Source organism: Bradyrhizobium sp. CCGE-LA001 (assembly GCF_000296215.2).
Taxonomy (GTDB): Bacteria; Pseudomonadota; Alphaproteobacteria; order Rhizobiales; family Xanthobacteraceae; genus Bradyrhizobium.
Genome location: NZ_CP013949.1, coordinates 1,112,581 through 1,130,643, shown reverse-complemented (window position 1 = coordinate 1,130,643; position 18,063 = coordinate 1,112,581). Strand labels below are relative to the sequence as shown.

17 protein-coding genes are annotated in these 18,063 nt (G+C 56.7%); 8 read left to right on the top strand and 9 right to left on the bottom strand.

Translation table 11 applies throughout. From position 1 onward, the window contains the following. Positions 1-447: 447 nt before the first annotated feature. Positions 448-1,326, bottom strand: a complete 879-nt coding sequence (locus tag BCCGELA001_RS05430) for a hypothetical protein (RefSeq protein WP_008543671.1) — start codon at positions 1,324-1,326, stop codon at positions 448-450. 834 nt (positions 1,327-2,160) lie between these two features. Between BCCGELA001_RS05430 and BCCGELA001_RS37835 the strand changes: the two genes are divergently transcribed. The 3 genes from BCCGELA001_RS37835 (at position 2,161) to BCCGELA001_RS05420 (ending at position 3,512) form a co-directional block, all read left to right on the top strand. After that, positions 2,161-2,325: a hypothetical protein gene (locus BCCGELA001_RS37835; protein WP_158511604.1), complete on the top strand. Its 165-nt coding sequence runs from the start codon at positions 2,161-2,163 to the stop codon at positions 2,323-2,325. 581 nt (positions 2,326-2,906) lie between these two features. Next, positions 2,907-3,224 carry a DUF6894 family protein gene (locus tag BCCGELA001_RS05425; protein WP_236840820.1) on the top strand — a complete coding sequence of 106 codons (318 nt, stop codon included), beginning with the start codon at positions 2,907-2,909 and terminating at the stop codon, positions 3,222-3,224. Positions 3,225-3,236: 12 nt separating this feature from the next. Further along, complete coding sequence (locus BCCGELA001_RS05420; RefSeq protein ID WP_008543668.1) at positions 3,237-3,512, top strand: DUF1488 family protein; 276 nt, start codon at positions 3,237-3,239, stop codon at positions 3,510-3,512. Positions 3,513-3,639: 127 nt separating this feature from the next. Here the strand turns inward: BCCGELA001_RS05420 and BCCGELA001_RS36800 are convergent, their stop codons facing one another. The 4 genes from BCCGELA001_RS36800 to BCCGELA001_RS05400 all read right to left on the bottom strand — a co-directional run bounded on the left by BCCGELA001_RS36800 (position 3,640) and on the right by BCCGELA001_RS05400 (position 7,097). Continuing rightward, complete coding sequence (locus BCCGELA001_RS36800; RefSeq protein ID WP_144441155.1) at positions 3,640-4,059, bottom strand: hypothetical protein; 420 nt, start codon at positions 4,057-4,059, stop codon at positions 3,640-3,642. Between the two features lie 154 nt (positions 4,060-4,213). After that, complete coding sequence (locus BCCGELA001_RS05415; RefSeq protein WP_144441154.1) at positions 4,214-4,540, bottom strand: hypothetical protein; 327 nt, start codon at positions 4,538-4,540, stop codon at positions 4,214-4,216. A 1,499-nt stretch (positions 4,541-6,039) separates the two neighbouring features. Continuing rightward, complete coding sequence (locus BCCGELA001_RS36795; protein WP_144441153.1) at positions 6,040-6,327, bottom strand: hypothetical protein; 288 nt, start codon at positions 6,325-6,327, stop codon at positions 6,040-6,042. Between the two features lie 452 nt (positions 6,328-6,779). Next, positions 6,780-7,097: a DUF1648 domain-containing protein gene (locus BCCGELA001_RS05400; RefSeq protein WP_008543659.1), complete on the bottom strand. Its 318-nt coding sequence runs from the start codon at positions 7,095-7,097 to the stop codon at positions 6,780-6,782. A 293-nt stretch (positions 7,098-7,390) separates the two neighbouring features. Here BCCGELA001_RS05400 and BCCGELA001_RS36790 point away from each other — a divergent pair, with 293 nt between their 5' ends. Both BCCGELA001_RS36790 and BCCGELA001_RS05395 read left to right on the top strand, forming a co-directional pair. Further along, positions 7,391-7,810: a hypothetical protein gene (locus BCCGELA001_RS36790; RefSeq protein WP_144441152.1), complete on the top strand. Its 420-nt coding sequence runs from the start codon at positions 7,391-7,393 to the stop codon at positions 7,808-7,810. 1,631 nt (positions 7,811-9,441) lie between these two features. Then, positions 9,442-10,407 carry a TIGR03885 family FMN-dependent LLM class oxidoreductase gene (locus BCCGELA001_RS05395; RefSeq protein WP_008543658.1) on the top strand — a complete coding sequence of 322 codons (966 nt, stop codon included), beginning with the start codon at positions 9,442-9,444 and terminating at the stop codon, positions 10,405-10,407. A 53-nt stretch (positions 10,408-10,460) separates the two neighbouring features. Here BCCGELA001_RS05395 and BCCGELA001_RS39410 read toward each other — a convergent pair whose 3' ends face one another. Continuing rightward, positions 10,461-10,904 (bottom strand): phosphatase PAP2 family protein, encoded by a 444-nt coding sequence (locus tag BCCGELA001_RS39410; RefSeq protein WP_442855172.1) that lies wholly within the window; start codon positions 10,902-10,904, stop codon positions 10,461-10,463. A 659-nt stretch (positions 10,905-11,563) separates the two neighbouring features. Between BCCGELA001_RS39410 and BCCGELA001_RS05385 the strand changes: the two genes are divergently transcribed. Both BCCGELA001_RS05385 and BCCGELA001_RS05380 read left to right on the top strand, forming a co-directional pair. Beyond that, positions 11,564-12,406 (top strand): N-formylglutamate amidohydrolase, encoded by an 843-nt coding sequence (locus BCCGELA001_RS05385; RefSeq protein WP_158511603.1) that lies wholly within the window; start codon positions 11,564-11,566, stop codon positions 12,404-12,406. A gap of 16 nt (positions 12,407-12,422) precedes the next feature. Next, positions 12,423-13,613: a carboxylate-amine ligase gene (locus BCCGELA001_RS05380; RefSeq protein WP_008543654.1), complete on the top strand. Its 1,191-nt coding sequence runs from the start codon at positions 12,423-12,425 to the stop codon at positions 13,611-13,613. 32 nt (positions 13,614-13,645) lie between these two features. On the opposite strand, the gene BCCGELA001_RS05375 is transcribed toward BCCGELA001_RS05380, so the two are convergent. After that, positions 13,646-15,616, bottom strand: a complete 1,971-nt coding sequence (locus tag BCCGELA001_RS05375; protein WP_144441151.1) for a hybrid sensor histidine kinase/response regulator — start codon at positions 15,614-15,616, stop codon at positions 13,646-13,648. Positions 15,617-15,687: 71 nt separating this feature from the next. Next, on the bottom strand, positions 15,688-15,927 hold the full coding sequence (locus BCCGELA001_RS39405) for a DUF1488 family protein (RefSeq protein ID WP_442855171.1): 240 nt from the start codon (positions 15,925-15,927) through the stop codon (positions 15,688-15,690). Positions 15,928-17,201: 1,274 nt separating this feature from the next. On the opposite strand from BCCGELA001_RS39405, the gene BCCGELA001_RS05365 reads away from it, so the two are divergent. Next, positions 17,202-17,492 (top strand): hypothetical protein, encoded by a 291-nt coding sequence (locus tag BCCGELA001_RS05365; protein ID WP_008543650.1) that lies wholly within the window; start codon positions 17,202-17,204, stop codon positions 17,490-17,492. On the opposite strand, the gene BCCGELA001_RS05360 is transcribed toward BCCGELA001_RS05365, so the two are convergent. Next, positions 17,463-17,720, bottom strand: a complete 258-nt coding sequence (locus tag BCCGELA001_RS05360) for a DUF6894 family protein (RefSeq protein ID WP_008543649.1) — start codon at positions 17,718-17,720, stop codon at positions 17,463-17,465. The genes BCCGELA001_RS05365 and BCCGELA001_RS05360 overlap by 30 nt on opposite strands. Between the last annotated feature and the right edge of the window lie 343 nt (positions 17,721-18,063).

The following is an 18,063-nucleotide window of genomic DNA, read 5'->3' as shown; positions in this document are numbered from 1 at the left end:
CTAGCTTCTTCAGCGAGCGCGTGGAGCCGCGCGAGCCGTTCGGGCCATGGTCTCCATGCAAGCCGCATTCGATGCCCACAAAGTCCCGGCTCTTGCAGGTGACATAGGAGTCGTCTTCCCCAGGGAAGCGGATCCACTTCAGGATGCCGGCACGGCGTAAGTCCCATTCCGCACGTTGAAGTCGCGGTTGCCGTCTTCGATGGCCGCCAAGACCCGATGTTGAAGAAGCGAGTAATAGCGCGCGTTTTCCGGCTCACGCTCAAGCTTGGCGATGTTCGACCACGTGTCCAAGTGCCGGTTGTGCTTGGAGCGAACCACAATTGTTTTTCGTTCTTGAGCTTGTGATGGCTGAATAAAGCGTCTGCGTCATCGTCGCGGTTGATGACGCCGGTAAAAGTACTGCGGTTGCTGTGGGGGCATCCGAGAGCCAGATACACGGCGGAGGAGTTAGATACCTTCCGTAATCTCGTGGGTTGCTACACGACAAATCGTCGCGATGCGCCATACCTGCAGCGATTTCCAGACGTGCTCAGCCTCTGACAGTAAGTTTCCTTCGAGGCCGAGCAACCGGCCTTGCTGCAAAAGCTCCTCAAGAGACTTCGGATTCCACCAGCGCATCTCGTCTTTGCGCATTTGAAAGCTTTTCAACATATCGCCAGCGCCTGCGCGGTCCAACTCCTCGGAGAGGAAGTTGAAAAAGGACGCCTCTTCTAGTTCGATGCCGGTAATGCGGGGAACCAGATCCGTTGTGCGACGCCGACGACGCCGGCGCAGATATACCTCCGGGTCGCCTCCGAGAATTTCTGCCAAGCGCGTCGCTCGAGTTGGATCCGTCGTTCCCTCGTTCCTCATGTTCAACGCTTGCCTTGTCGTGCATCCAAATTCCTTCGCGATTTGCCTAGTTAGCTTCGCGCTACGTACGCGCGCTTCCTTCTCTGCTCGTTCCCTTGCCGCAGCCTTCGCACGCGCCATCTTCCGTCGCTTCTCATCCTCGAGAACCTTTTGATGAAGTTGGGCCTCTTCCTCAATCCGATGCTGCCATACGCGCGATTGCACCTCGGTCAACAGGCGACGAAGCTTCTCTTCTTCCCAAGCGCAAATGTCCTCGGTGATTTCCCAATGTTTGCGAAAGGCGCCGACCAAGAACTCAACTGCATCCTCGCGTTGCTCCATGTCCTTTAGATTGCGTTCTGCAATTTGCACGATCACCAACTCGTCTGTGGCGTCCGAGACCTTCTCCGCATCGGCGATTTCCCGCGCGATACGCTCCCCTTCGGAAGTCCAAGCAATCCTGTATGTTGCATCACCGTACTGACGAAATACCATTTTTTGCCCCTATCACCTTCACGGCGAAGAAGTGCCACGGCCCAATTTCGAGTTCTAGTAACGATTGGATTTACGCCCCATTCGCGGACTGAACCGATGCGATGTATCGAGGGCTCTTAGCAGATAAATTATTCACGAGGGCTGAAAGCTTCTTTCCCCTTCCCATAACATCCTCAAATGGAGTGGCTACACAAACGCACCACGCGGTGACTGGTAGAAAATAGAAATTATTCTGTAAGGCTGTAAGCTTCTTTGCTGCCATATTCCTACAACATCATCCACCATCAGAAGAAGAATATGAGTAGTATATCTTCCGACAGCGAATGCTCTTAGAGACAATTGAAAACGAGCATCTTACAGGTCTTACACAGCCGCTGTTGAGTTGAAGGAACGCAGATCAAGCGGCTACACAAACGCACTTTTGCATCACAGCGCTCGAGCCGGTTCGAGGAGATCTCGATTCTTGTAAACTAGTTTGAGAGAACCGTAGGTTCTTCCCAGCGTTTACCGAATACGGGCAGAACGGAGGCGCCGAAATCGGCCAGCGCCGAATTAATTTGAGATCCTTTAGGGTATCGGCGTCATGAACCAGATTGCGTCCGGCCCTCGGCTGTAGGCACTTCCGTTGTTGGGTGTGGAGCGGAAGTTGCGAAGATCGCGACTATCGGCAGTTCTTGACCCGGAGCGGACCTTGAGTCTTCTTTTGCCCCGTCTTGAAGGGAGAGGACGGCGGCATGCGGCCATCAACGGTTGCGCTTGAATTTGCGAGCAATCTAAGTTTCAATAAAGCGCTATTCGATCGTTTATTTTCGCCGGAAGTTCCGGAATCGTTTCATGGAAGTACTTTTGCTGGTCGTCGGCAGTTGGCTGCTGCTGAATGTCCTCTACGTCTTGATTGTTGTGCCGCCCCGCAAGGCCAAGCCATCATCCTCTTTGGGCCGAACGATCGACGCATTTCGTCACTTCGTCAGGCGTGGGCGCCGTCCGCCATCATCCTGAAGGGACTGAACGGACCGGGTTTAAGGCGACACATGGACTTTGATCTAGATCAAACAGCCTCTCGACCCACGTAGTTGCCTACGTTGAGCTGCACCGGAAGAGTAGGAATGTTCAGTAATCGCCCTACGTGGATGATGCATCTATTGGCTTGGGCAATAGCTGCAATCGGTCTCCTCGCGATCCTTACGATGGCGCTAGGGCCCTCTTGAGGGGAGTGGACGTTTCCCGCTTAACACTGGTGAATGCGGCCACGGCGTTTCGCGCTCGCCTCCGCCTCATGAATGCCGATGGCGTCGAGCACGCTAAGCTGATCCAAGCAGAAAACCGGCAACTCCGGTTGAAGGCCCAGCTCCTCCGCGCCCAAGTTCAGGCGAATGTGGCGGAGTGTCAAAGGGTGGGTCGCGAACTGCTATCGTCGCTCGCCGAAGTGCGTGTGGTCAGGACGGCGCGACCTCGAACATCGTCAGATGCGCCGTTAGCTGTCCCAGACCCGCTGGCCACATGGCAAATACGGGAGGACCGTACGGCCACGGAAAGTGCGCGTCTGAGCAAAACGGCTCACCTTGAGTAAGTGCAGGCAGTTGCTCAGCGCCGGCTCCTCAGAGATAGGAACGCTCCGCCTCAGGCAGTTGTTGGCCGATATGCGCTTCTACTTTGACTATCAAGACTCTGCAGGCATCATCATTGACGACCAGGGCGAAGAGCTTCCGAACTTCGAGGCTGCCCGGGACGCCTCGATGAGATATTTGGCCGAGGCCATACGTGACCACAGTCCTTCAAGCTTAACCGAGAAGCTGTCTGTGCTCGTACGAACGGAAGAGGTCCCGATCATGACCGTGTCGGCCACAGTTGAAGTGGCGGGGGCAACTCCGACCGGGAGAAGCAGAAGCCTCTCTTGAGGGAGATAACCGATGCCCCTTGCTCCCGATCCCTCCGGCGGCTTTCAGGAAGCCGAGATGGAAGCCGTTCTGTTCGCGATGTTCAACGGCGACGACCGTATCGGCTGCAGGGTCGAATGGTCGGCCTTGTGCGACCGTGCCCTCGTCGACGGCACCGACCCGAAGGACATCTCCGGCACGTTTATTAGGCATCGGGCGACCATCGAGCGAATAGCGAGTGACCAGTTCGATGCAGGCAAAGAGATGCCGGTTGTCGAGTCTGAGCAGCTTACGCCGGGAGTGCCCTAAAGGGAGTGAACGAACATGGCGGGTCCGGTTTTGGCCCTCAGCAGACCTATGCTGCACGACGTGGCATGGGCAGCTTTTGACCGGAAGCCGACGCGGTCCCCGCGATAGCTCCGCTTTCCCAGCCTCCTTAGATCTTGCCGAGTTGGCGGTCAGTCCAACTACCCTCGAAAAGGAGTTGGCTACCTATCTTTCTGAAGCGGCCTGCTATGAACCCCATGCGTCCAACAGCGCGCTGATCAAGCCAGCCGCCGCATGAATCCCCTTCAGCGTAGATTTCGACAAGTTGTCCGTCTGAAGGACCTCGGATTGATTGGAGCACCCGACCGCGAGCAACACGAAAGGGATACATTCCCGGAATTCGATGAATGTTCACCTCGACAATCTCGACTTTGGCGATGACCTCGCTACTTTCTACGGCCGGCGGGATAGCGTCCAGCAGGATGCGATGTTCAAATTGACGGCCGCGGCAAGCCACGGCCGGAAAGGTAGTGACTAGCACCGCAATAACCGTGGCCGCGAGACCTGCCCAACGGATCATAGCGGTCACCTCCACCTCTCTCTGTTGGCCGAGCTATCATAGTGAGCTAAACGTGACGCGAAAACTTCGATGCCGTCTATTGGCCCGTAGCTGACCTTCACGGCGATGCCGCCTGAGCCCGCTTCTGACCCGTTGCAGACATCGGGAACACTGCCGATAACGTTCATGCAGTTTTCTTTGACCATTCTGAGAGCCAGGAGCACGCCACGGCCGCGACTGCTCCAATAAGACCCATTCCGTAATCAAAAGACAGCGGGTGCTCTGCGAAATAGTTGTTTAGAGCCAAGAGGTACGTTGCGAGGTATCCAATCACACCCGTTGCAAACCACCGTCCAACAGACATGACTCCGCTGCGTTCAAGCGCTAGATCGGCCACCGCCGCAATAAGAGCGGGGCCCAAGCCGAATATGAACGCAAAGGGCAAAAACAAGAGGAACCCAACACCAAAGATCGCACTCATGCCCTTCAATCCATCAGACATGATCAACATGACGACGTATCCCAAGATAGGACCGACTATCAAAAAAATGGAAAAGCGCTTCATACGTGAGTCAGTACTGCAACAGGCGTTCGCAGTCTATGTCATGACGAAATCCCGCAGCGGGCTTTCCACTTCGATGGACAGGAGACAATGAACATTGACAATCAAACATGACGAGATCGACGTTCTCCTCGAAGCTAAGGCGCACTCGTTCCAGCAACCGACCGCACTTCCGCTCATGGCCCATCGCTGCCCAGCGAAATGCTCGGTGGGGCGTCGGCTCTCGGGTGTAGAGCGGAAGCTGATTGCAGCGGTCCGGACCGCCGAGTTTGACCCGAACGGGCATCCGGTGAACTGAGCCGTCCCCTACCTCGGGTTAGGGCTTGGTCTTAATTCGGTGCTCGCCGAGCGTTCCGGTTACCGTTATCGGCTCGGCTGGCCCGAGCCGTCTCCGTGTAAGCCGGACAGCGTCTATGTAGGGATTTGACGCACGATGCCGCTCCAGATCAGAGCAAAGCGCATCCACTGCCGCCCTATCAAAATCGATCTCGGGTGGGTCTAGCTGCAAGTCGGTCTCGACCACCAGAACCGTCTTCGTGCCATTCGCATCAATGACGTATTCGACATCAACGGACAGCGCGTTTCGGTCGGTTATCATATGAACCTCATGAATAAGGGCAGTCTCCTCATATCAGAACGCACTTGCGAAGTCGCCTATTGGCCCCTTTGCGAAGTCTAGGCAGCGTCCCGTGTGGTCGGCTCTTAGGGGTAGACCGGAAGCAGTTGGCCGGCGCTCCGAAGGGCGCTCATGACCCATAGCCGACCTGTGTGGACCCTTATCCTAATTCGTTTTTCGCCGTTTCCATGTAGCGATCAGATACGCGGAAAGACCCAAAATCACGGCCCACAGCATGATCCGAATTGGCTTCGATTCGCCGCTATCGACGAGGCCGTATAGCGTCAGGAGGAAGTAAACGATTGCGCATCCTAGAAGGGTCCATTTCAACGCGCCTCTCGACATTGCAGAACCCTATCACCCCCCCCCCCCGGCCGCCCAATTGACGATCTCCTTCATACCATAGCGAGGTCTGGTTGTGGCCCTCAACTAAGCGACCGCGGCATGGTCAACGATGGCGCCAATTGATCCGAAGCGGAAAACCTATTTCGCTCTCGGCGTTGGGATGACCACTAGGTCGCGGATGATGCCCTTCCAACCGCACTTCGGGCAAATGATTGCTGCCCTCTCATCGTCATGAGGGTCTGCGCCTTGCTGATAGTCAAAGCCCGGGTTTCCGCATTCAGGACAAGCTCCGACACCGACGCGCTGGACGATCTTTTCCCATGCCATTGGTTCACCAGAAAGGGCCCCTGTTTATGCCCATTCATATCAGGATTCGCTCGTTGGCCCATCGCTGCCTAGTGGAATGCTCAGGGGGCGTCGGCTGTCGGGTGTAGAGCGGAAACTGATTGCAGCGGCCTGGACCGCCGATTTTGACCCACTGCAGACATCAGGGCCGCACGTTGCCACCTGCTGCATCGTCTTTTCCCTCGGACCACTTCATTTGATCCTTCAGCTTGGAAAAGCATTCCTCGCATACCCACTCATAGCGGGCACCAAGTCTATAATCAGTACCAGTGGTGTAACCTTCACGCAGGCTGTCTGGAGTTTTGTCAGAGAACTTGGCCCAGCAAGCGGCACAGTGGTCATGATCCCAGTCAGGACTTGGACGCTCCCAGGTTGACCTCCAGAAGGTCAGCCCCTTCAATGCATCGAGATAATCTAGATTTTGAGTCATGACTTTCTAACGCCGCCTCACTTGCAGCAGCTTCATATCAAACCGGGCTCGCATTGTCGCCTTTTGGCCCATCGCTGCCCAGCGGACTGCTCGGTGGGCGTCGGCTCTCGGGTGTAGAGCGGAAACTGATTGCAGCGGTCTGGACCGCCGATTTTGACCCAAGGCGGCCCTCAGCATCTAGCCAGGAGGCGGGTGCAGTTTATGCCATTTTGCGCGAGCGGTTTCCTCTGATCCGCCGCGCCGTACTTCATCTTCTCTGAAATCTTTCCAATCCCGGTAGGTGCAATATAGCCCGCACAGCCAAAGGAATACCAGAAGCAGAACAAGCGGAAGAATGACGCTTCTCGCGACCTCGGTTGGGTCGAAAATCTTAAGCAAGAAAATCAGGGCGAGACATACAGCTCCAGCAACCGCAAAGCTTCGCGCCCGAAATCGCCAAACTCGCGAGCTTCTCAAAGCGGTGCTCTCGCCTTCATCAAAACGAACAGGTGAGAACCGGCAGCGATCAGCGAGAAAATGACTATTCCCAATTCAACACCATGCACATGCTGCGGCGCATACGTTGAAGCCAACCAGATGAAGAGCCGGACGGCCGCCATGAAGGCAATCATCCCCCACATTGCGAGCCATTTTGGAGCGTACCAAGTCGGTTCGCCGTTGGGACCCCACTGCATGGCAACACGCTCGCTTGCGATACGCGGGCCAAAGTAAAGGTTCGACCCGGCGACCAAAGCGATAGCGAGGCCAAAGACGTAGTCTGCTGGCACCATGCTTTCCGCCTTCCCAGATCCAGCCGAGACTACCCGGAGATGGGGGAATAATCCATTCTTGTTTAGATCAAACTTCTCGCGTTTGCTTCTTTATGGTTGCTGTTGCATGGACTGGACGTTACGACCGCTATTGGCCCGAATGCGAAGTTAGGGCGCGGCCTTCAATTGTCGGCTCATCAAGCTACACCGGAAGCAACGGACTGTTCCTCCAAGCGGCGCTCGTGACCCGAAGCCGACATTCGTCCCATGCAGCTTGGCGAAGTGTTAGGTAAAGACACTGTAGCGTTCGCCTCGTGACCTTTAGCCTTAGTCGTCCTGTGCCAAAATCGATTAGAAGTTTTGTTATTGTCTTGTCCGTGGTTGCGGCAGTTCCGGCCGGACTGATCGCGGTGCTTTGGATATGGTTTTCTTACGAGACGGCTAAAGTTGATCGGTTCTACCTCGACAATCGCTTGTTTGGTGCAATGCGCGAGAGCGAGAAGCAAAGCACGAACGACTCCGCTTCCGCACGTGACGCATTGTTGAAGATGATACCTCTAGGCACGGGTAAAGACACAGTCATCGCATTTCTTCGCAACGAAGGGCTGGGTTGTCGAGCTAAACCCGAGCCAATCACGAACACCGAACTACAAAGGCGCTTACTTGGAGGTCAGGCACCCATCGACAACCTGACAAAGAAGGAATGCGTTCGATTGTCAGGCAATGACCCCTAACGTCATGGGCTATAAGCAATGGATCGTAAGCTTGGAATTTGACGCCGAGAGGCTTCTGAGTGATGCACGCGTCGCTATCTGGAACATATTTTTGTAGTAGCCAATCGATCCTGCTCCGATCTTTTCCCACTTCCGCTTGTATGGCCCATAACGGACAACGATCAGCCACGTGCAGATAGTCGGCTTTCGGGATCAGAGCGGACATTCAAGCGGGCGTTAAGAGGCTTAACGTAAGCGGCTCGCAAAGCGCCTCTGTCGAACTGTCACTGAACAGGTGAGCACGCACAACAGGTTTGAGAGCTCTCACACTGGAGGGAGAGGAACTAGCTTCGAACCTTCTCCGCTAACCATCAGCAGATTCGGATGATTCTTCAGTCCACAGAAGGGCTTAGCTAATCCACTGGAGGACGCAACCGGAGTTGATCCGATGTACCGACCAGGCCCTCCGGCTCTAGCCCGGCTCCCTTGCGCGCCCAGGTGGAATCCGCTGTGAGCTTGATAGGGGCGCATTCGGCGACCTCACCTAAAGTCGGAGTTGGGCCGACAGCAGCCATTCCAATATTGAGGCGATGATTAAGACCCCATGGGGGGCAGATGTACCCCCCGCGTCTAAAAGCCCCTGTCTCTGACCGGGGGCCCCTTACTTTCAACATAGGAACGGCTGCGCAGGCCGCATGTTGGCTGGCCAAGGGAGATTTGAACCATGCGGAAAGTCTATTCCAACCTAAGCGGACCCCAGCATGACGTGGCTATGTACCTCGCTTTTGCTGGTTCATCGATTGGAGTAATGCTGGTACTTAGCGCGTTGCAACACTGATGTGGATCATCCGCGCCGGTCCTCTTCGTGGCCGCCGATTGAAGCTCGCTGATGCTCAAAGAACCTCGGACGGCGGATAGTTTTGCGCCGTCTTCAGCACTCCATAGAGCGGACGTCAGTTCGTGGTCGCCTGCCACCGCATATACTTAGTTAGCGGCAGAAACCACAGCCTGCACGAGAGCGAGCTGGCGACTCAGGCGCGCAGGAAAAAGGCTGCTCTGCAGTGGCACGATCAGCTGAACACCCTGCTCGTCCGCACATTGGGCATGGAAAAATATCCATTTTGGATTGGCTGAGCAACATCGACGCTTCTCGGCTTAGATCAGCCTGATCGAACGCGGCTCGTGCTTTGCTGGTCAGTCGGCCGCTTTGCGGCCGGTCCTCTTGTTAAGCGGACTTGTAGCCGGTCGGATCAACCGTTCAGGCAGCACGGGCCCGGTCCCTGGAAGGGGTTCAGCTCGCACGTCGGCGCCCCACTGAGCTTCTTGATGCGGCGTGGTACGGTCCCTTACTTGTGGTCCTTGAGGAAGCCCATCCTGACTCACAGGGTCATAGGCCCCACGTCGATTGTCGATGTTGTCCACGCCCGATTTGCTCATGCCTCATCAACGTCGGCTCCGCTGCTTGGTTGCAATTCAGTGCAAGTCCTCAATCGGCTTAGGAACGGCCGCCGGGCAAAGGCGATTGGAAGGCGTATGAAGTATATCGCGATGGTCGTGAGTGTCCTGTTCGGCAGCTTCTCGTTCGCCTTGGCTCAGAGCAACGCGAACAAGCGCAGACCGAGTCGCCGCTAAGGCAACGGATTGCACTGAGAATGGCACGAATTGGATATCACGCCTCCCACGAGCAATTTACGCCCGCTGATTTGTTGAGGTGGACGAAGCGGGCTGCCGAGGCGGGATTCGACTGCGCCATGTCGTCGGACCACTTCCATCCGTGGAGCGAGCGACAAGGCCAATCAGGGTTCGCGTGGTCGTGGCTTGGGGCAGCGTTGGAAGGGACTGCTCTCCCATTCGGGATCATATCGGCGCCTGGCTATCGGTACCACCCTGCCGTGATTGCGCAGGGAGCGGCGACGCTGGCGCAGATGTACCCTGCTCGACTGTGGCTCGCCCTTGGAAGCGGCGAGGCCATCAACGAATCTATCACTGGCCTTCCTTGGCCCGAGAAGCAGGAGCGCAACGCACGCCTGCTCGAAAGTGTAGAGATCATCAGAGCGCTTTTTGCGGGAGAGACTGTTACGCATCGTGGTCGCGTCACGATCGTGGAGGCCAAGCTCTATTCGCGGCCAGAGGAGCCGGTCATACTGGTTGGCGCGGCGGTAAGTGAGAAGACGGCAGAGTGGGTTGGCAGCTGGGCCGACGGTCTCATCACTGTCCACGCGAAGCCCGAGCAACTTCGAAAGATCCTTGAGGCTTTCGATCGCGGAGGAGGGGCCGGCAAGCCCGTCATTCTGCAAGCCGCCTTGTCGTGGGCGCCGACGGAGGAGGAAGCTGAAGCCGAGGCTCTCCACCAATGGGCTCCCAACGCTGCAGGGGGCGAGGTGAACTGGGATCTCCGCAGACCTCAGGACTTCGACATCGCGGGACGCTTTGTAAGGGGTGAGGACATCCGTCAAAGCGTCTTAGTTTCGGCGGATCTGGGGCAGCATCGAGCCTGGCTGGCCGAGTACGCAGGGATGGGCTTTGCCGAGATCCATTTGCATCAGGTGGGGCGGAGGCAACTCAGCTTCATCGACGCATTTGCAGAGCACGTTCTCCCTGCCCTCAAAGGCGGCTGAGCAAGGCGGCATGCTGACGACCTTTTAGAGAAGGCAGCAAGCTGCCCCGCTCCTCAATCGGATAATTGTCGGACTGACCTCTCAATTGCAGCACCCAGCGCCCATCCTGCCAGAACGTCGGTAGGCCAGTGTGCCAACACCGCAACCCTTGTCGCCGCGAGCGCCGCACCCGCCGCGTAGATGTACGTAGCCTTGTTCGGGTATGCCCACGCCAGAGCGCCGGCAATGGCGCCAAGATGCACGCTGTGGCCTGACGGAAAGGAATCGTAAGGCTGTCCGGAAGTACCGACGCCTCTTCGGTTTGGACCCACCACACAGCGGTCGGGTCTCTGTCGGTCGACAAACGTCTTGATGGCCTTGGGGATAGCGATGGCTGCCGCCAATGTTAGAGCCACATGATCCGCGGCTGTTCGACCGCGACGACTGCTCCTACGGGAAGCGAGCCAGACCGCTGCAGCAACCGAACCGAGGACATGACTGTCGCCCGCCCACGTCATTGTACGGAGCGACTTTTGAAGGATGGTATTGGTCTTTTCCGCTGCCTGCCTTGCAACAATAAGGTCCGCCCCGGCGGGCGAAATAGAGATCTTGCTTGTCATATTCACGATAAACCGATGGCTGGGGGGCCAAGCATCTTAAGGCCTGACATTCCGGTTCGACGTATCATTCGATATAGCTAGCCGAAAAAACACTGCGCCCGCAGTTAACTTATGTTTCTGCGATTTCCACCCGGCTGGCGCTACAACTTCGGCTATACAAACGGAGCGTCAACGTTGATCAAGCGCAGACGACGATTCAAGCAATCGGATTCCCTCGAAAGCCGGCTGGCCCAGTTCGCTACGACTTTGCGAGAGCAGGCCGACCGGAAGCCTCCAGGCGAAGAACGCAACTCGTTGCTGAAACGCGCCTATAATGCAGATCGAGCAATCGACCTAGAACGACAGCTACGCCAACACAGTTAGCGGCACTAGAGCGTTTCGTGGGGACGAATAGCACCGGGCATCTCGGAAACGAGCACGCTGCTCAGGAGGGCCGTCCGCCAGGCCTCGGCGGCAGAACGGAGACTGAAACGTCTCTGAGTCTTAGCCGTGCACTTTGAAACGACCTGGCCAGCCTGTTGAACCAAAGGCACATTGAAACGCAAACGGAGAATGCTTTGACCGTCCCCCTTTACAGAACACAAGAGGGTCGCAGTCCTCTTCTTCTTATCTCTGTCCATGAAGGCAGGCATATTCCAGAGAAACTCCATGACGAAAGTGGTCAACCTTTAGGAATCAGCGACTCCTCGGACCTGGACCGACACATCGCACTAGATCTCGGAGCTGGCGAACTCACCACCGAGTTGGCGGACCTCACCAATGCCCACGTGTTCAGGGTGACCCACTCGCGGTTGGTGGCGGACCTGAACCGCTATGACGATGAAGTGGAATGTATCGCGCCGGTCGCAGACGGAACAGAAATCCCACTCAACAGGCTCCTTACGAAACAAGAGCGCGCCTTACGTCTGGATGAGTTCTACTTCCCCGTCCTAAAGGCATTGAATGCGTTCGTAGCGAAGGTAGCGCAGAGGCTGGGCTTTGAGCCCTTCGTAATTTCCATGCACAGCTATGCACGAGTACAAAAGAACACTTCGGAGCCGAAGAGGGAGGACGTCTGCGTATTCGGCTATCCGGAGTTTGGAACATCTCCCAAACTGGAGAACTTCGTTCACCACCTGCGGGCCAACAATCCGCATTTTGTAATCGGAAACAATCGGCCATTCTCAGCACGAACGCCGGGTTTGCAGACCTCTGACGACGACTATCGCTTGGCATGTCCTGTTACTTTTCAAAACGTCATCCAACGAAACAATGTCTTCAACCACTTCTGCCTCGAGGTCTGTCAGGATCTTTTAAAGACACCGACCGCTCAGCAGCACATGGCGAAACAGGTCTCGAACGCGCTCGCTGCTACTATCGGGCTAGGAACAAGGCCTGCCCGGCAAACCGCGCTAACCTGAGGATAGCTACAAGCAAATGAAGTTCGATGAGAATGTCCTTGAGAGGCTGCGCGTAAACCTCAATAACGAGAACGGCCGCCTCGTGATCCGATCCGGATTAGGCGGTGATAATGTAGCGGAATATTCTTTCGGGATAGAGGAGGAATACTTCCTAGCGGACGCGTCTACCCTGGAGGTTGCGACGCAGACTCCGAATGAATTGTTCGAAGCCGGCAGTTTTTCAACTGGTGGGCAAGCCATGCGGGAGATGCTGCAGGCGCAGATTGAAGTGGCAACTAACGTCCATGTTGATGCCAACGACGCGCGCGAGGAATTGAAATTTCTGCGCCAAGAGCTTGCCAGAGTTGCTGGCCGCTACGGCTTGGCCATCATGGCCTCCGGTACGCACCCCACCGCCGCCTGGCCGCATTCTAAGCCGACGCCGAAGCCGCGATACGAGAATATGATGAAGGATCTCGGTACAATCGGGCATCGTAACATGCTTTGCGGCATGCACATCCACGTACAGCTGAGGGACGTTGAAAAGCGGTTTGCAGTTATGCGCGCGATGATACCGCATCTGCCGCTCTTCATAGCGCTTGCTGCATCATCACCGTTTTGGAGTTCGCGCGACACCGGGTTGCGCGGCTATCGCTTGGCGGCCTATGACGAGTTACCGCGGACCGGCCTACCAGAGCTATTTGAAGGCAAAGCTGATTACGATGCTTACGTCATAGCGCTCGTGAACTCAGGTGTGATGCCGGACGAGACACACATTTGGTGGGCGATGCGGCCCTCGTTGCGGCATCCAACCCTTGAACTACGTGCTCCCGATGTTTGCACGAGATTGGAAGATGCGATTGTACTCGCCTGCCTCTACCGATCTTTAATCAGATATCTCTGTGAGAGGCCGGGGTTGGCGGAAGACGTCACTGTCGTGGACCGAGCCATCGCCGTGGAGAACAAATGGCGCGCTCAACGGTATGGGACCGAGTGCGTCTTCGCGACAAAGGACGGCGGCGTAAGCATCCAGGAGATGCTTAGCAACGTCATTGCACGTGTGTCTGGGGATGCAGCGGCGCTCGGCTGCCTTGCCGAAGTAGAACGCTGCCGCGACATCCTGGCTCGAGGAAGCTCTGCAGATGCGCAGCTAAGAGCCTACCAGCGAAGCGGGCGCGACTTGAAGACGGTTACCCGCTGGATCGCTGAGGAGACGGTCGCAGGATAGAATGAGCGGCGGCGAAAGGCCGCCGAGTGCCGCTATTCAGAATTTTTACGATCCAGCATTTCCCGCACGCGCAGGGCTAGTTTAGCCAGCGATATGGGCTTCTCCAACAAGTCTACTCCCTCTTCCAGCCGGCCTTGGTGGACCACTGCGTTACGGGAGTAGCCGGTCATGTAAAGGATCCTTAGCCCAGGCCGGATCTGCTGGGCGCGCCTACCGAGCTCGCGTCCATTGATCCCTGGCATCACCACGTCGGTAAGAAGAAGATCAATCCTCGGCGCGTCCTGAAGCAATGTGGTCAGTGCAGCCTGTGCGCTGGGAGCTGAAATGACGCGGTAATTGAGATCCCTCAATGCGTCCGACACATAGACGCGTAGGTCTGCGTCGTCCTCTACAACCAGAATGGTCTCCAGCTTTTCGCCTTCTGGCACGACATCTTCGGATTCAGTTTCGATCGGGATGCTGCTCCCATAGTAGCGAGGAAAGTACATTCGGATGCTGGTACCCTGTCCGACTTCGCTGTAGATTTTGACATGGCCACCTGATTGCTTAACGAAGCCATAAACTTGGCTGAGGCCAAGCCCCGTCCCTTGTCCAGGCTCTTTGGTCGTGAAGAACGGCTCGAACGCGTGCTCTAGAACCTCCCTCGACATGCCGCTGCCAGTGTCTGTCACGCACAATATTACGTATTGGCCAGGAGATAGCTCTGGATTAATCCGGCAATAATCCTCGTCTGCCGAAACGTTGACTGCCTCGACGGTCAGCTTGCCGCCACTCGGCATGGCATCCCGAGCGTTGATGCTAAGGTTGATGATTGCCGATTCTAAGTGGTTGGTGTCGGCTTCAATCTGCCAGAGGCCGGCGCTCCCGACGGTCTGAACCTCTATACCTTCTCCCAGGGTGCGTTGGAGGAAGTCCTGCAACCCGCTTAGAAAGGTGTTGAGGTTGATGGGCTTGGGATCGAGTGCCTGCCGTCTGGAGAAAGCCAATAGCCGGCTGGTCAGTGCAGCAGCTCTTTGAGCGCCTCTCTTGGCGTTTGTCAGTGCGCGCTGGATGTTTACGCTGCCAGGGAGATGGCGACTGTGCCGTTCAGCCGTTTCGATGTTACCGAGCACAATCATGAGAAGGTTGTTAAAGTCGTGTGCGATGCCGCCGCTCAATTGCCCGACTGCCTCGAGCTTTTGAGAGGCGGCGAGTTGCTCCTGCACGCTCCGAAGCTCATCTTGCGCTTTTTTCCGTTCGGTCAGGTCACGGGTGACCTTCGCAAAGCCAATCAGGTTGCCATCCTCATCGGAGATGCGGTCTATGACTACGGAGGCCCAGAAGCGAGTACCATCTTTGCGCATCCGCCAGCCTTCAGCCTCAAAGCGACCCGTCTCAGCAGCTTGCGCGAGCGCGCGAGTCGGCACCCCGAGTTCGAGATCCTCCGGTGTGTAAAATCGACTGAAATGCTGACCGATAATCTCGGTGGGCGTATAGCCCTTGATCCGCTGCGCGCCCGGATTCCACGTGCTCACATTGCCTGATGGATCAAGCTGGAAGATTGCATAGTCGACCACCGCCTCCACCAGGCGACGATAGCGGCGCTCGCTCTCAAGCAGATCGATCTGCGCCCGCTGGCGTTCGGTGATGTCCCGGGTGACCTTTGCGAAGCCGATCAACTCGCCCGTCTCATCACGGATGGTGTCGATCACGACAAGCGCCCAGAACCTGGTGCCGTCCTTGCGAACTCGCCATCCTTCGGAATGGAAACGACCAGTTTCGCGTGCAGCAGCTAAGGCCGTCTCCGGGAGGCCTTGATCCCTGTCCTCAGGCGTATAGAACGTTGAAAATGGCTTCCCGATGATTTCGTCAGCAGAGTAACCCTTGAGCCTCTCCGCGCCGGCATTCCACGTGCGAACGCGGCCTTCCGTGTCCAGCATGAAGATCGCGTAATCGACAATAGCATTGACGAGCAGCTCAAAGCGGCGTGCATCTCCGATGCGATCGGACGAGGTCGGGCTCATAGTTTCCTGGGACGGCACAAGGGCAGACATACACAACACCTAGGTCACTGAATAGTTTCGTACCTAAATACCTAACTAGGAGGCTCGGTCGAAGTCGCATTTTGGTCTCGGCCGCCCGCCAGGTGCTCGGTCCGAACCACTGGCATAGTGCTGCCTGCATCGTATTGATTGCTTGCGATCTGTTCGATTGCAGCCCGATGCTTCCTGAACGTGCGGACCAGATCGCCCGGATCGACACCATCGGCAACGGCACGATCACGCAACGCGGTACATTCAACTCTGCAGACGATGCGGTCACCGCCATTGAACATTGCAAACAGAAAAGCTTCAGGTACTGCGGCCTCGAACCGACCCGATGGATCACGGGAAAGGGGCATGGGAACTCCGTCTACAGCCAGCCCCAGCATTCAACTACGTCTCTCCACAACTGATCCTATGGCGCTCAGCTGTCCCAACTCGTGAGATTCGCCGCATCTTTCAGTTTCAGCCACGGTATGAAGGGCATGCCGCTGGCGCAACAGCGCCTCGCGCCTCCTGCGCCGCCCTGAGAAAGGCGGCCAACTCGGCTAGCCGAACAGGGGCCTGCTCGTTCTCGCCGCGCGGGCCTGCGGTAAGGGCGACCCCAGGCCTGGATCAACGACCCAGGGCTGGGGCCGCTCGGGCTATGGGGATAGCCTGATGCGCCTAAAGCGCATGTGAATCAAATGTTGGACGAACGAGCGAGTTCCTAATTCGTCCCTGTTTGTGCCAGACTGTGCCACGAAGCGCACGAGCAGGGAGCGGTAATGACCAGCAGCGACTTAGGCGAGGCCCAGACGTCCCTCGTGCTCGCCACCAACGCAATGCCTCGGAGCGGGGAGAGACTGAGATAAATTAAATTGAATTGTTAGCTTCGCGGCTCCCCGTTGAACCTGTCGACCGCGTCGTCGATCGTCGCTTTGTTCCCGCAGAGCCGAGTGCCGTGAGGCTGACAGTCGCAGCGCGGTTCTGAATTGTCTCGTACTACTCTGGAGCCGGCCTTGAAGTCACAAGCCGAAGTCGTGATCCAGCGCTTTCGGTCATTCACATCCGAACAGCCTGACGATGGTCAGCCAAGGGCCAATAGCCGACTTGCACTCGCCTTCACTCCTCTCAGGATCGCGGGCGGCTAGGGTGGAGCAATCGACGTAGTTATCGTAGGGAGCGGTCCCGTTGCTGGGCCTGCAAACGGAGCGGCCTCTTCTAAAAGCCGCTTGCTTTCGGCAATTGCTCGCGCCGCTCGCCCCAATAGTTCGTCCGTCATGCTCGAACAGTGCGGCCAGACCCATCCCCGCCTCGTCCTTGCATCGACTAACAGGTGCTGGCCGGCTGACGGCCCTCTGTTGCCCAACTAGCGGACGACGCATTTAACTGCAATACGAGACTTTCCTTCTCTCATGGTCTGGAGCGCTGAATGAACGCATCTCCCTCTTCCCAGCCCCGCCGCCATAGGTCGTGCCGAGCTGAGTAGGGCGGAAAGGGATTGTCATCGATATGAGCGCAGCTCCGTCTAGCCTCTCGGCCAAGTTCATATGCGACCTGCGGCGATATGCGACCCGGTTTTGGCATGCAAACACTTCTCAAGGTGGTCAATTGCCTGATCAAGCGCATCACGTACATCACGCAAGAGTTGGCACGCTTGTGTGGTTTCGCCTCGCTCGTGCGAGTTGGCTGCCAGCACGAGAAGGGTCTGAAGCCCCCCGAGGTCAATATTGTTCTGGGTCATACCCCCAGCATGGCTTTGATCTTATTCCTTGTCGAGACGTTCATTACCGTGTTCCCTCAGGGCTCTTTCTCCGCCCCAAAAAACCGGCATCTGCCTGCCGTCTTAGTGGCGGCTTTCGGCTTTGCTCTCTGATGAGGCGGCGACAACCTCAACGATTGCCGATACAGTCATGATGGGTGTTTCCTTGGTCCTTACGTTGACGGACAGCTTATCGGTCAAACCTGAGGGGCTATGGTCGCGTATCCCCTCTGCCAAATATCGCATCGCGGCGTCACGAGCAGCAGCGATCCCGGGAAGCTCTTCGCCGTCGTCGTCGACGATGATGCCGGCGTGATCCTGATAGTCGAAATAGAAGCGCATTCAGATCAACGTTGCTTTGCTCCAGCCGTTCCTGGATAGTCCCGACCGGCCAGGAGCGGCGTAGCTTGGGACAATTACTCAAAATTTGCGGCTAACGTCCACTCCCCATGGACACGGAAGACGCCGGGCGAACGATTTCAGCTCTGGGTCAAAAGCGTCAGTCTAGCACTCCGCTACAAACTTCCGGGCCGACATGTAGCGCCACCGCCCCTACAGTAGCGATGGGCCATCAGGCGACATTGGCACCTATTCAATCACCTCGTCTGCGCCGCAGCGTTGGAGGAATTTCGATACCGAGCGTCTTGGCCGTCCGGAGATTGATGACCAGCCTCGTTGGCTGCTC

Coding starts and splice junctions, on each gene's coding strand:
- BCCGELA001_RS05420 (WP_008543668.1), top strand. CDS start 3,237: ATGCCCCTTGCTCCCGATCCCTCCGGCGGCTTTCAGGAAGCCGAGATG.
- BCCGELA001_RS05395 (WP_008543658.1), top strand. CDS start 9,442: ATGGCACGAATTGGATATCACGCCTCCCACGAGCAATTTACGCCCGCT.
- BCCGELA001_RS05365 (WP_008543650.1), top strand. CDS start 17,202: ATGCAAACACTTCTCAAGGTGGTCAATTGCCTGATCAAGCGCATCACG.
- BCCGELA001_RS05375 (WP_144441151.1), bottom strand. CDS start 15,616: ATGAGCCCGACCTCGTCCGATCGCATCGGAGATGCACGCCGCTTTGAG.
- BCCGELA001_RS39405 (WP_442855171.1), bottom strand. CDS start 15,927: ATGTTCAATGGCGGTGACCGCATCGTCTGCAGAGTTGAATGTACCGCG.
- BCCGELA001_RS05415 (WP_144441154.1), bottom strand. CDS start 4,540: ATGTTGATCATGTCTGATGGATTGAAGGGCATGAGTGCGATCTTTGGT.
- BCCGELA001_RS05380 (WP_008543654.1), top strand. CDS start 12,423: ATGAAGTTCGATGAGAATGTCCTTGAGAGGCTGCGCGTAAACCTCAAT.
- BCCGELA001_RS39410 (WP_442855172.1), bottom strand. CDS start 10,904: ATGACGTGGGCGGGCGACAGTCATGTCCTCGGTTCGGTTGCTGCAGCG.
- BCCGELA001_RS05400 (WP_008543659.1), bottom strand. CDS start 7,097: ATGGTGCCAGCAGACTACGTCTTTGGCCTCGCTATCGCTTTGGTCGCC.
- BCCGELA001_RS36795 (WP_144441153.1), bottom strand. CDS start 6,327: ATGACTCAAAATCTAGATTATCTCGATGCATTGAAGGGGCTGACCTTC.
- BCCGELA001_RS05360 (WP_008543649.1), bottom strand. CDS start 17,720: ATGCGCTTCTATTTCGACTATCAGGATCACGCCGGCATCATCGTCGAC.
- BCCGELA001_RS05430 (WP_008543671.1), bottom strand. CDS start 1,326: ATGGTATTTCGTCAGTACGGTGATGCAACATACAGGATTGCTTGGACT.
- BCCGELA001_RS37835 (WP_158511604.1), top strand. CDS start 2,161: ATGGAAGTACTTTTGCTGGTCGTCGGCAGTTGGCTGCTGCTGAATGTC.